Annotated in this window: 8 protein-coding genes; 4 read left to right on the top strand and 4 right to left on the bottom strand. The window is 68.5% G+C overall.

Annotation, left to right across the window (positions count from 1 at the left end; genetic code table 11):
- The first annotated feature begins 38 nt into the window (after positions 1 to 38).
- Complete coding sequence (locus EV580_RS26535; protein ID WP_133695126.1) at positions 39 to 479, top strand: hypothetical protein; 441 nt, start codon at positions 39 to 41, stop codon at positions 477 to 479.
- Here EV580_RS26535 and EV580_RS26530 read toward each other — a convergent pair.
- The 3 genes from EV580_RS26530 to EV580_RS26520 form a co-directional block, all read right to left on the bottom strand.
- Complete coding sequence (locus tag EV580_RS26530; RefSeq protein ID WP_166654912.1) at positions 451 to 2,310, bottom strand: dynamin family protein; 1,860 nt, start codon at positions 2,308 to 2,310, stop codon at positions 451 to 453. The two genes, EV580_RS26535 and EV580_RS26530, sit on opposite strands and share 29 nt — an antisense overlap.
- 93 nt (positions 2,311 to 2,403) lie before the next feature.
- The gene (locus EV580_RS26525) at positions 2,404 to 3,387 is read right to left on the bottom strand and encodes an IniB N-terminal domain-containing protein (protein ID WP_133695124.1); all 984 of its coding nucleotides are present in this window, start codon (positions 3,385 to 3,387) and stop codon (positions 2,404 to 2,406) included.
- Between the two features lie 222 nt (positions 3,388 to 3,609).
- Entirely contained in the window at positions 3,610 to 4,158 is a 549-nt protein-coding gene (locus EV580_RS26520) for an Rv0340 family IniB-related protein (protein WP_183507360.1), read from the bottom strand.
- Positions 4,159 to 4,362: 204 nt separating this feature from the next.
- Here EV580_RS26520 and EV580_RS26515 point away from each other — a divergent pair, with 204 nt between their 5' ends.
- The 3 genes from EV580_RS26515 to EV580_RS26505 all read left to right on the top strand — a co-directional run bounded on the left by EV580_RS26515 (position 4,363) and on the right by EV580_RS26505 (position 11,922).
- The gene (locus tag EV580_RS26515) at positions 4,363 to 6,249 is read left to right on the top strand and encodes an Hsp70 family protein (protein ID WP_133695122.1); all 1,887 of its coding nucleotides are present in this window, start codon (positions 4,363 to 4,365) and stop codon (positions 6,247 to 6,249) included.
- A gap of 6 nt (positions 6,250 to 6,255) precedes the next feature.
- Positions 6,256 to 8,748, top strand: a complete 2,493-nt coding sequence (gene iniR / locus EV580_RS26510) for an isoniazid response ATPase/transcriptional regulator IniR (RefSeq protein WP_133695120.1) — start codon at positions 6,256 to 6,258, stop codon at positions 8,746 to 8,748.
- A 240-nt stretch (positions 8,749 to 8,988) separates the two neighbouring features.
- Positions 8,989 to 11,922 carry a heterodisulfide reductase-related iron-sulfur binding cluster gene (locus EV580_RS26505; RefSeq protein ID WP_502703947.1) on the top strand — a complete coding sequence of 978 codons (2,934 nt, stop codon included), beginning with the start codon at positions 8,989 to 8,991 and terminating at the stop codon, positions 11,920 to 11,922.
- Here EV580_RS26505 and EV580_RS26500 read toward each other — a convergent pair.
- Entirely contained in the window at positions 11,919 to 12,827 is a 909-nt protein-coding gene (locus EV580_RS26500; protein WP_133695117.1) for an acyl-ACP desaturase, read from the bottom strand. The genes EV580_RS26505 and EV580_RS26500 overlap by 4 nt on opposite strands.
- Between the last annotated feature and the right edge of the window lie 79 nt (positions 12,828 to 12,906).

The following is a 12,906-nucleotide window of genomic DNA, read 5'->3' as shown; positions in this document are numbered from 1 at the left end:
TCGGCGGGCTGCCCGCATCGCAGCTAGGATCAGCCGCCATGCCTCCGCAGAACACGCCGTGGTACCGCTCGGCGGCCGCGACGTCCGCCGCGGGGCTGCTCGGGCTGGCGTTGATCGCGATTCTCGTCTACGCCGTGGTGACGATGTCGAGCAAGTGGAGCACGTCCGAGACCGAGACTGTGCTGCCGCCCGGCACGCATCTTCCGGCGCCGCCCCAAGTCGGGGGCAAGACCACGACGGGCTCGACGTCGACCTCGTATCCGCCTGTGCGGCTGTCCACCACCGATATCGGCCTGCCCGGCGAGACCACGACCAGTGGTACGCCGACGACGACCAGCGACCAGTCCGCTATCCCGCCTGCGGAGCGGACCGCCCCGACGTTCCCGGGCACGTTCCCGACCCGCGTCACCAATCCGCCGGGACCGCGGACCAGCCGCCCCGGCCCCCGGCTCAACGAGACTCGGACGGCCTCGCCCTAGCCGATAGTGCTGCGGGAACCAGCTTTTCGGCGTTGTCGATCACCTGACCCAGGATATTGGCCTGCCGCTCGAGCTCACGGATGCGGTTGTTGCGGTCGGTCTCTTCCAGATGCGCCGCGGCGATGGTGGACTGCAACGATTCGTTGAGCGAACGGGTGGTCTGGTTGGCGATGCCGCGATAGTGATCGCGCAGCTGGCGCTGAACGTTCTTGAGCCGGTCGCGGGATTCCTTGGAAACCACGAACAGCACGTCGTCGACGAACCGGCGCAGGTTGGTCTTCGCTTCGCCGCGCACGCGCATCATGCGGTTCTCCATGTCCTCCTTGTAGGCCTTGCGTCCGAGCAGCAGGCCCGCGCCGAGCGAGAGCGGATTGAACATGCCGAGGCCGGCCACCGAGGTGAGCATGCCGAACATCAGCACGCCACCGTAGGAGCCCCGCATGCTGGTAATCACCTTGTGGCCCTTGCCGATCGGCTTGGCCTCCAGTCGTGCCATCGATTTCAGCCGGCCCACACCGGCTCCCATTTCGGCCGCGCTGACCTCCGGCATCTGGATAGCGTTCAGGCCGGCCTCGATGAAGGTTCTGCCGACCTCGTCGGCCAGCGCCTCGGCCCGCTGGTAGGCCCACACGAAGTTGTCGCCGACGGCGTTGGCGACGCTGTCCTCCACCTCGGCGCCGATCTCGGCCCAGTGCTGGGTCGGGTCGCACCCGTCGATGACACCCTCGATGTGCTGGGTGATGGCCCGGAACCGGGCGCGCAGGTCGTGCTCGACGTCGGCGGTCAGGTCGGCGATGCCGTCATTGAGGACCTGTTGCCACAGCGCGGTCTGCTGCAGCGCGTCCTGGGCTTCCATCTTGCGCCGTTCCAGGTCGTCGGTGAGCTTACGCGCAGCGTCGGGGTCACTGAGAGCGGCCAATTCGGAGTTCACGGCCAGACTGAGATGTTCTGCGGCCGAACGTATTTCAGCGACCACATGATCGCGTGTGTGGTCACTCTCCCGAGACAGCACCTTCTCGGAGAGGAAGGCGACGATCGCGGGGAAGTTCGACTCCTCGTTGAGCTCTTTGTCGTTGAGCTCGATGGCGTGGCTGCGCAGCAGCGACGACGCCGGAATGACCGGCAACCCAAGGCCGGCCCGCTGCAGATGCCCGGTGTTGGTGGCGACGATCTCGCGCCAGAACGGATACAGGTCGGTCTTGGTGGCCACGATCGCGCCCGTCGGGCAGATCTCGTGGGCTTGGCGGATGAACCGCATCTCCGGCTCGGTGAATTCCTGGCTGGTGTCGCTGATCATCAGCATCGCGTCCGCGTCTGGCAGCAATCCGAGGGTGGACGACAGATGCGGCTGGCCGTGCCCGCCGACGCCGGGGGTGTCGATGAAGGCCAGGCCGCCTTTGAGCAGCGGGCTGGGCGCACCGACCTCGACCCGCAGCACCTCGCGACCCTGCGCCTGCGGCGCGCGGCGCAGGTCGTGGCGGATGTCGTCGATCGGGATGTCGATCTCCTGCGGCGGCACCCCTTCGCCGACCGAGACGATCAACCGGGCTGTCGGTTGCTCGCTGTAGCTGATCACGGTCACCAGCGCGGTGGTCTCGTCGTCACCGACGCGGGCCACTGGCATGTTGAGCAGCGAGTTGAGCAGCTGACTCTTGCCCTGTTTGAGCTGGCCGGCGATCACCACCCGGATCTGCGGGTCGGTGATGCGTTCTTTGGCGACGGCCAACCGCGCCACCAGGTCGCCACGGTCGTTGAGGTCGGCGATCGCGCTGGTGTGATCGATCAGCTCGACGATCACGTTGACCCGGCGCGGGTCCTCCGGTTGCGTCACGTGCCCTCCCAATTCTCCCGGTTAACACCGTATGCGCACCCGAGCGGCGGGGACCTCCAGACATCCTGGAGATCCCCGCCGCAGCCGGATTGCTCAGAAACCCAGCAGGTGATTGCCAGACGCGAGGGCCAGGTCGTGGCTGGCGTCGAGGTGGCTGTTCACCAGGGTGGTGTCGTGGCTGGCGTCGAGCGACGTGTGGCTGGACGAATCGTGCGTCGAGCTGTCCTGGTGCACCGAGTTGTCGCTGTGGTCGACCACCGTGGTCTTGGCGGTGGTCGTCGCGTGGGTGTCGACATAGGCCGGCGAGCTGGCGTGGTTGCCGCTGTTCGTCGACGTCTGGCTGTCGATGATGGTGATGCCGCCACCACCGGCATTGCCGCCCGAGGCGTGACCGCCGCCCAGACCGATCAGGCTGCCGCCGGCCGATGCTCCGCCGCCGTTGCCGCCGCTGGCGTCGACGTCGTTGAAGACGGGTGCGCCGTTGTCCTTGATCACGGTGCTGCCGCCGGTGGCGGTGGTGCCGTTGTCGTGAATGTGGCTGTGCCCCACCGCAACATTGGATCCGGTTCCGGCGATCACATCGCCGTTGTTGACCTCGTTGCCGTTGCCCAACACCGCGCCGTCACCGGTGACGATGTCGCCGTGGCTGTGGCCGTCGACGACCACGCCGCCATTGGTGGCGGTGTTCGTGGTCTTGTTGCCGAAGGTGATGTCCCCGAAGCCCAGGTTGAAGGCACCCTGCTGGGCGTTCGCGCCGGCGTTCTGGTCGGGGCTCAGCAGCGAGGTGTCGGTCTGCGGGGCGAACGTCGGCGACGGCGCGTAGACCGGCTGGAACGTCGGCTCGTAGGCCGGGGCGAACCCGTAGTTGTTGGACACCGCGCGCTGCAGGCCGTAGATCGGGTCACCGTCGCCGAGCACCAGGCCCGGGACAGCGGTGGCGGCGACCGTCGACACCTGAGCAGCCGACACACCGGCGAAGCCGGCGTCGCGCATGGTCTGGTCCGGTGCGGCGACGAACGCACGGGCGGCGTCTTCGTTGCGGAACAGGTCGAGGATCCAGTCGAGGAGAGTGAGCATGGCAGAGACCTTTCGGTGAAGGTGCTCGCCGGCCTGTCCGGCGATCTGCAGACCACGTTATGGACGCCGCCGTCAACCGAAAACGGGGCCGAAACCCGTCGTCACAAAGCCCCCGCTAGGGATCACTGGGGGTGGTCCTCTAGGGGATTAGGGGAACCCTAGGGCTGCCCTAAGACACAAAGAAACCCCACGTCACAGGGACGTGGGGTTTCGAGGAGGGGCTCAGAACAGGTCGAAGCCGGCGTGGTCTTCCGGAGTCGGATGGTCGACGACGTGAGTGTGGTCGACGACGGCGTGGTCCGCCCAGTCCAGTCCGGTGTCGGCGGCCGTGTCGTGCTCGAAGCCGACATCGGTGACCTGCGTCGACGGATCCGGAAGCGACGCGTCGAACACACCCGGATCGACACCGGGATCGGTGATCAGCCCCGAATCGGCGCCGGCGTGCTGGGCGACATCGGAGATGACCGAATGCGCATCGGAGACCGTCGCGGCGGGCAGGTGAGCGTCGAACGCGTCGAAGGCGGCCGTTGCGGCCCCGCTCGCCCACACGTTGCCATCCCCACCGGCACCGGCACCGGGACCGAACCCACCTGCCGAGACCGGACCATTCAGCGAGTCCGCCACCATCGGGATCAAGTTATTGACGTCGGCGCTGGTCACATCGGGCAGATGCGCGTCGGCGAGGGCCCCGGCCGGGTCGGCGGCATACCGCGCGGCGGCATCGGGATCTCGCACGAGCGACATCACGAAGTCGAGCAACGTGTTAGCCATGGAACGCCTTCTCCCCTACCGCCGATAGTCACAGTGGAATCCCAGCTGCTGCCAAGAATGCTATCGGCGGGCGGGGCCGTCGTGATCGGTGTCGAAGCCACCCGATCAGCGGCACCGTTAGGGGGTGTGGCCTTAGGGGTTCTGCAGTCATTAGGGGATATGGTGAAGGCCGCCCGCCGAGGCGGCGGCGAAGGGATGTGCGAATTGAGCGAATCGCTGGGGTTGTCGATCGGAGCGACCAACCTGGGTGCGGCGCGCCCGGGCCGGCAGCCGGTAACCCGCCGATCGGTGCTCACGTTGTGGGGCAACCGGCCCGCCGAGGTCGGGGTGCCGTCCCAGAATCCGGAGTTGACCAGCCCGAACCTGACCGAGACAGGTCAAGTCTTCCGCGGGTTCGTCGAGCGGGTGGGCGATCCGGTACCGCTGGTGGCCGCCGACGGATCGCCGCATCGCAGCGATGATCTGATCGCCGAGGCGCTCGAGGCGATGGCCCGGACCGTTGACGACGGGTCGCCGCCGTCCAGCCTGGTGGTCGCGGTCCCGGCGTATTGGGGCCCAGGAGCGGTCGGATCGCTGCGCGGGGTGCTGCGCACGCGGCCCACCCTGTCGCCCAACGGTGTACCGCCCACGCTGATCTCGGATGCGACGGCCGCGCTGGCCGCACTGCAGGCCGACCCGGGGCTGCCCGCGCAGGGCGTGATCGCGCTGTGCGACTTCGGCGGCAGCGGCGCGAACATCACCCTGGCCGATGCGGGCGCCAACCTCCAGCAGATCGGCGAGACCGTGCGGTTCGCCGAGTTCTCCGGCGACCAGATCGACCAGGCCCTCCTGACGCACGTGCTGGCGGGTATCCGCGATGCCGCCAATCTCGATCCGGCGAGCACCAACGCGGTTGGCGCCCTGACCCGGTTGCGCGACGAATGCCGGCAGGCCAAGGAGCGGTTGTCTTCGGAGACCGCAACCGTGGTGCCTGCCGAACTGCCCGGCTTCCGCTCCGATATCCGGATAACCCGTCCGGAACTCGAAGCCCTGATCGCCGAGCCGCTCGCGGGGTTCCTCGACGCGCTCGGGGATGCGTTGGAGAACAACAGGATTCCAGCGGCCAATCTGGCGGCGGTCGCCACTGTTGGCGGCGGTGCCGCGATACCGCTTCTCACCCAACGACTTTCCGAGGAACTGCGCGTTCCGGTGATCACCACTCCGTTGGCGGGGCTCAATGCGGCCATCGGGTCCGCTGTGATCGCCGCGCGCGGCGGCGCACCGGATGCGCCGACGGGCATGGCGGTGGCCGCCGCTGACGCGCCGACCGGGCTGGCCCCGGCGGCCTGGGCCGCGGGGACGGCGGGCGCAGCCGCCACGGAGTCGGCGACCGACGGTACGCCGTCGGCGACGTTCCGCGCGCTGGCGTGGTCGCAGGACGATGTGCCCGGCGAGGAGCCGGTGCCGTATTCGGGCGAGGACTACACCTTCGATTACGCCCAGCAGGCGCAGGGGGCCACCGGCCAACGCCCGATGATCGAGTTCGAGCAGGAGGACGCCGAGACCGAACTGGTCGACACACCGGTGCCGTGGTACCGGCGCCCGCCGCTGCTGTTCGGCATCGCCGCGGCGCTCGCCGCGGTGGCGGTCGGCGGCCTGGCGATCACGTTGACCAGTGCCGACAGCGCGCCCACCACGACGACAACGCGGGTGACGAAGCCCGGCGATCCCACCGACGCCTCGGTCACGAGCGTCGTTCCGCCGCAGACGGTTACGGTCACCGGCTCCGACGGGGTTCCGACCGAGTCGACGATCCCGGCGACCACCACCGTGGTGCCTACGACAACTACAACCCCGTCGACGACGACCACCACCACCAGTCCGACGACCACCACGACGACAACGACCACCACCACGACGACAACTACGACGACGACTCCGCCGACCACGACAACCACCACGACGCAGCCGCCGACGACAACCACCACTCAGCCGCCGACCACGACGACGCAGCCACCCACGACGACGGTGGCTCCGCCGACCACCACGGTCGCACCGCCCACCACGACGCAGGCAATTCTCACCGGCGTGACGGCACCGCCGACAAACTGAGCGACAGTGGCCGATACCGTTCCCGCGCACAGTCTTTCGCAGACCGCCAGAGATGCGGTCGGCGCCCTGGGGTCGGCGCCGGTCAAACTGCTGGTGACCGGTGGCATCGGCACGGGTAAGAGCACGCTACTGGCGGCGGCACGTGACACGCTGCGCGATGCCGGTGCCACCGTCCTGACGCGGCCACCCGCGCCAGGCGATCCCGCGGACGCTGCCGTCGTGGTCGACGATGCACATCTGTTGGCCGGCACGGAACTACGTCAACTCACCGAGTTGGCCGGGGATCCGTCCGCGACGGTGGTCGTCGCAGTACAACCGCGTGACCACGACGAGGACTTGCAGGCGCTGATCACCACGATCGAGCGGGAACGGCCGCGAATCACGTTGGTGCCCATGCAAGCCGGTGAGTTGTCGCGGACGATGACCGACCCGTCCGGGCACCCGCCGCGCACCGAGTTGGTCACCAACATTCTCGTCGCGACGGCGGGCGTCCCGTTTCTCGTCGACGCCGCGCTGGCCTCGGCTCGCCCCTATTCGGCAGGGTCGATCGCGCAGGCCGCGGTGTTCGCTCTCATCGAGCGACTGCGCAGGCTCGGTGAGCCCGAACTCGACGCGCTCCTCATTACCTCGCTCAGCCGCGACCTGGGCGCCGCGGATCTTGCTGCGGCACTGGATATTCCGACGGACGAGGCCCGGCTTCTGATCGACCGGGCCCGGGCCACCGGGCTTGTCGAGCCCGCGCACAGCCCGCATTTCCTGCGCTCGGTGCATCGCGCGACCGCGCAGATCCTGGGCAACGCCCGCCATCACGACATCGAGACCGCACTGCTGCGCTCGCAGATCGCGATGGCCACGCTGTCACCGGATCTCGCGCTGCGGCTGGCCGAGCACGGTGTGCGTGACGAGCAGCTGGCCGAGGTGCTGCGCCGCCAAGCCGTCGGCGGGCGCACCGACCCGGCCTCGGCCGCACAGCTCTACCGGGCCGCGGTCGACGCCGGCGCGGTGGAACTGCGTGCGCGGCTGGCGGATTCGCTGGCGCTGGCCGGTGAGTGTTCGGATGCCGCTACCGCGGCCGACGATCTGCTGGCCTCCGAGGATCCCGCCGAGCGCGCTGCGGCCGTGCGGGTGGCCGCCAGCGTGGCGATGCACAACGGGAACTCGGCGCAGGCCGCCGAGCTGTTCGGCTGGCTGGGGCCCTACCCCGACGCGGCCGTGAGCGCCGCGGCGGCGATCGCGCTCACCGCGGCCGGCGACGCCGCCGCGGCCGAACGCGCGCTGTCCGTCACCAGCACCGGGCCCCCGACCGCGGCATCGCGCGCCGCGCGCAGCCTCGCTGAGGGCCTGCTGTCGACCTTGCAGGCGCCGTACGCGACCGCGGCGGTCAAACTCGGTGCGGCCATGGCCGCGGAGTATTCGGCGGCGCAGGTTCTGCCGGACAGTCCCGCGGCGTTGGTCACGCTCGCGGCGCTGCACGGCGGCGATCCGGTCCGCGCGCGCAGCGTCATCGCCAGGGCCGTGCGCACCGACCGGGATACCGAGGACGCGCTGTTCGGCCATCGCCACCGGCTGCTGTTGGCGTGGACCAAGATGCAGGACGGCCAGCTGGCCGCCGCCGCCTCCGAGATCAACGGGATCGACGGCTCGTACCGCCGGGATGCGCTGTGGACGCAGTCACTGCGGACCGCGCTGGCGCGCCGCGGCGGCGACGCCGGTGCCTTGCAGAAGCACTGGTATGCGGCGATGGAGGTACTGGTCGAATACTCCGTCGACCTGTTCTCGCTGTTGCCGCTGGGCGAGTTGTGGGTGGCATCAGCCCGGCTCGGCCAGCAGGACCGGCTGGCGCCCGCACTCGAGCAGGCGTTCGGCTTGCTCGATTCGCTGGGCAATCCGCTCACCTGGTCGGTACCGCTGCGCTGGGCGGGCGTGCACGCCGGGATCCTGGCCGGCGATCCCGCTGCGGTCGCCCCGCACGGACAGGCACTGGCCTCCGCCGCCGCGCACAGCCCATTCGCCAGGTCGCTGGCCGTCGCCGGGCGGACCTGGCTGCGGGTGCTCGCCGGGCAGGTCGACGCCGACGAGGTGGGCACCGCCGCTCGCGGGCTCGCCCAGTACGGCCTCACCGCCGACGGAACCCGCCTGGCCGGGCAGGCGGCGCTGCAGACCTCGGACCCAAAGGTGTCCGGACTGATGCTGCAGGTGGCACGCGATCTGAAGGTGTCGGTGGGCGACAGCACCGACGACGGGCCGCCCCACGCCGCCGAACCCGGCGCGGCCATGCCGGCCGGCGCACGACAGGTGTCGTCGCCGCTGTCGGACCGCGAGCGCGAGGTGGCCGAGCTTCTGTTGCTGGGCATGCCGTACCGCGATATCGGCGCACAGCTGTTTATCTCCGCCAAGACCGTCGAGCATCACGTCGCCCGTATTCGGCGCCGGCTCGGTGCGGAATCCCGATCGGAAATGCTGTCGATGCTGCGGGCCATTCTGACGACCGAGAGCTGAGATTCCGGACACATCAGAGCGGCCGTCCACCCAAGTTAGGTCAGCCTTTGTAGCGGCGCTAATAGTCGGGATGCAACTATGAGCTGGATTGGAGTCAAGTTACTGGTCGGTAACTTGTACTAAGTTACCATCGGGTAACTTACGACAGGGAGGCAGTCCGTGACCGCTCTCGACTGGGGCAGGCTGATTGTTGGCCTGCTGGCCACCGCGATCGTGCTGTTGTTCGCCGCCAAGCGCGTGATGTTCTTGACGAACCTGATCCGGTCAGGTCAGCCGATCAGCGATGAGAGCGGCCGCAAGGACGACATCCCCGACCGGATCAAGGCGCAATTCACCGAAGTCTTCGGGCAGAAGAAGCTGCTGAAATGGTCGATCCCCGGCCTCGCGCATTTCTTCACCATGTGGGGCTTTTTCATCCTCGGCTCGGTGTACCTCGAGGCCTATGGCGTTCTGTTCAATCCGGAATTCCACATTCCCTTGGTCGGCCGGTGGAATGCGCTCGGCTTCCTGCAGGACTTCTTCGCTGTCGCCGTGTTGCTCGGCATCATCGTCTTCTCGATCATCCGGCTGCGGTCCGAGCCCAAGGAGTACGGCCGGGACTCACGGTTCTACGGCTCGCACACCGGCGGCGCCTGGCTGATCCTGTTCATGATCTTCCTGGTCATCCTGACCTTCGCCTTCTTCCGCGGCGCTTCGGTCAATGCGCTCGGTGAAGATTTCCCCTACGGCTGGGGCGCCTTCTTCTCGCACGGTATGGCCGCGCTGCTGGCCCCGCTGGGGCACACCGCCAACGTGTGGATCGAGACCATCTCGCTGATGGGTCACATCGGCGTCATGCTGGCGTTCCTGCTGATCGTGCTGCACTCCAAGCACTTGCACATCGGCCTGGCACCGATCAACGTCACGTTCAAGCGGCTGCCCAATGGCCTTGGCCCGCTGCTGCCCGTCGAGTACAAGGGCCAGCCGATCGATTTCGAGGATCCCGCCGAGGATGCGGTACTGGGTCGCGGCAAGATCGAGGACTTCACCTGGAAGGGCTACCTCGACTTCACCACCTGTACCGAGTGCGGCCGCTGCCAGTCGCAGTGCCCGGCCTGGAACACCGGAAAGCCGTTGTCTCCCAAGCTCGTCATCATGAACCTGCGCGACCACCTGTTCGCGAAGGCCCCGTACATCATCGGCGGCAAGCCGATGCCCGACGGCGAGAACGAGGCCGAGCAGCTCGTCTCCACCGAGGGCGGTTTCCTCGAGTCCAAGCACGACGAGCATCACGCCGTTCCGGAATCCGGATTCGAGCGCATCATGGGCTCCGGCCCCGAGCAGGCCACCCGTCCGCTGGTCGGCACCCTCGAGCAGGGCGGCGTCATCGACCCCGACGTGCTGTGGTCGTGCACCACCTGCGGTGCGTGCGTCGAGCAATGCCCGGTGGACATCGAGCACATCGACCACATCGTCGACATGCGCCGCTACCAGGTGATGATGGAGTCCGAGTTCCCCTCCGAGCTCGGTGTGCTGTTCAAAAACCTTGAGAACAAGGGCAATCCGTGGGGCCAGAACGCCTCCGATCGCACCAACTGGATCGACGAGGTCGACTTCGACGTGCCGGTCTACGGCCAGGACGTCGAGAGCTTCGCCGGCTACGAGTACCTGTTCTGGGTCGGCTGCGCGGGCGCCTACGAGGATCGCGCCAAGAAGACCACCAAGGCCGTCGCCGAGCTGCTGGCCGTCGCGGGCGTGAAGTTCCTGGTGCTGGGCACCGGCGAGACCTGCACCGGCGACTCGGCCCGCCGCTCGGGTAACGAGTTCCTGTTCCAGCAGCTGGCCGCGCAGAACGTCGAAACCCTCAACGATCTGTTCGAGGGTGTCGAGCGCGTCGACCGCAAGATCGTGGTCACCTGCCCGCACTGCTTCAACACGCTGGGCCGCGAATACCCGCAAGTGGGCGGCAATTTCACCGTGCTGCACCACACCCAGCTGCTCAACCGCCTGGTGCGGGACAAGAAGCTGGTGTCGGTCAAGCCCGTCGGGCAGGACATCACCTACCACGATCCGTGCTACCTGGGCCGGCACAACAAGGTCTACGACGCGCCTCGTGAGCTGATCGGTGCGTCCGGCGCGAAGCTGACCGAGATGCCCCGCCACGCCGACCGCGGATTGTGTTGCGGCGCAGGCGGTGCGCGGATGTGGATGGAAGAGCACATCGGCAAGCGCGTGAACACCGAGCGCACCGAGGAAGCCATCGACACCGGTGCCTCCAAGGTCGCCACCGGCTGCCCGTTCTGCCGCGTGATGATCACCGACGGCGTCGACGAGGTCGCTGCGGCACGCGATATCGAAAAGGTCGAGGTGCTCGACGTCGCACAGCTGCTGCTGGGCTCGCTGGATCTGAGCAGCGTGAAGCTGCCGGAGAAGGGCACCGCCGCAAAGGAAGCGGAGGCTGCCGCCGAAGCTGCTGCCGCGGCCGCACCGGCCGAGGCTCCCCCGGAGCCCGAGGCCGAGCCGGAGGCTCCCGCCGCCGAGGCAGCCGCGCCGGCGGCGCCCGCCAAGGAAGCCGCTCCGGTCAAGGGTCTGGGTATCGCGGGTGGAGCCAAGCGTCCCGGCGCGAAGAAGGCCGCCGAGCCGGCCGCCGCTGCCCCTGAAGCCCCGGCCGCCGAGGCTCCGGCAGCCGCCCCGGTCAAGGGACTCGGAATGGCTGCGGGCGCAAAGCGACCCGGCGCCAAGAAGGCAGCCGCACCCGCCTCGGCAGCACCCGCTGCCGAGGCACCCGCCGCGGAGGCACCAGCTCCGGCCGCAGAGGCTCCCGTCAAGGGGCTCGGCATCGCCGCGGGCGCCAAGCGCCCGGGAGCGAAGAAGGCTGCCGCACCGGCTGCCGCCGCGCCTGCCGCCGAAGCTCCGGCTGCCGCTCCTGCCGCGGAAGCCCCTGCCGAGCCCGCCAAGGCCGAGCCGGAAGTGAAGGGTCTCGGCATCGCTGCCGGCGCTCGTCGTCCGGGCGCCAAGAAGGCCCCGGCTGCCGCACCCGCTCCGGCCGAAGCCGCCGCACCCGCGGCCGAGCCTGAGCCTGAGCCTGCAGCGGCTGCCGCGCCCGAGCCGAAGGCTGAGGAGCCCAAGGCCGAGCAGCCGCCGGTGAAGGGTCTGGGAATGGCGAAGGGCGCACGCCCGCCGGGTAAGCGCTAAGCCGACACGCGGCTTTCGGCCTTCTCCTCGTAGTAGCGCGCCCGTTCGTCGACCAGGCCGAGGAATCCGATGAGTTCCTCGCGGGCCTTCTCGCCAATCGGGCCAAAGTCGTTGCGGTCGAAGATGTTCCAGAACCGCAGCACCGGCACCAGCACGTCGTCATGGTGGATGCGCAGGTCGTAGATCCCGGCCTTGGCGATGGTGATCGCGTTCTTGGCGAAGTCGGTCAAGCCCTGGCCGGGCATCGCGAAGTTGAACACCTCGTCGCGGATGGCGACCATCGCGGCGTCGGGATGGATGTCGAGGGCCGCGCTCATCAGGTTGCGATAGAAGACCATGTGCAGGTTCTCATCGGCCGCGATGCGGGCCAGGAGCTGGTCGGCGATCGGGCAGCCAGACGCCCGGCCGGTGTTGCGGTGCGAGATGCGGGTGGCCAGTTCCTGGAACGACACATAGGCCAGCACGGCCAACGGGTCCTTGTCACCCGAGTCGTAGCCGGCAACCGTGTGTTCCATGCGAAGACGTTCCAGGAGAACAGGATCGACGCCGCGCGTCACCACCAGGTAGTCGCGCAGCGCAATACTGTGGCGACCTTCCTCCGCGGTCCACTGCCCCACCCAGGTGCCCCAGGCTCCGTCGCGGGTGAACCGGGTGGCGATCTCCCGGTGATAGGACGGCAGGTTGTCCTCGGTGAGGAGGTTCACCGTCATGGCCACCTTGGCGACGGGATCTAGGGGCGAGTCTTCCGGCGCCCAGTCCTCCCCGCCCAGGAACGCGAAATCGCGCCCCCGGCCCCACGGGACGTAGTCGTGCGGGAACCATTCGCGCGCCACCGACAGATGGCGGTCGATGTTCTCGGCGACGACGGGTTCGAGCTCGTGCAACACAGCCACTTGTGCGTCCATGGGGCATCCCTCCCGGCAACCTACGGTAGCGTAGGTTACGGTACCGTAGGTTAGCGCAGACGACAAGAGAGCCCACGCC

The organism is Mycobacterium sp. BK086, assembly GCA_004362315.1.
Taxonomy (GTDB): domain Bacteria; phylum Actinomycetota; class Actinomycetes; order Mycobacteriales; family Mycobacteriaceae; genus Mycobacterium.
This window is presented reverse-complemented; position numbering and strand designations above follow the sequence as displayed.

Coding starts and splice junctions, on each gene's coding strand:
- EV580_RS26500 (WP_133695117.1), bottom strand. CDS start 12,827: ATGGACGCACAAGTGGCTGTGTTGCACGAGCTCGAACCCGTCGTCGCC.
- EV580_RS26520 (WP_183507360.1), bottom strand. CDS start 4,158: ATGGCTAACACGTTGCTCGACTTCGTGATGTCGCTCGTGCGAGATCCC.
- EV580_RS26505 (WP_502703947.1), top strand. CDS start 8,989: ATGTTCTTGACGAACCTGATCCGGTCAGGTCAGCCGATCAGCGATGAG.
- EV580_RS26535 (WP_133695126.1), top strand. CDS start 39: ATGCCTCCGCAGAACACGCCGTGGTACCGCTCGGCGGCCGCGACGTCC.
- EV580_RS26525 (WP_133695124.1), bottom strand. CDS start 3,387: ATGCTCACTCTCCTCGACTGGATCCTCGACCTGTTCCGCAACGAAGAC.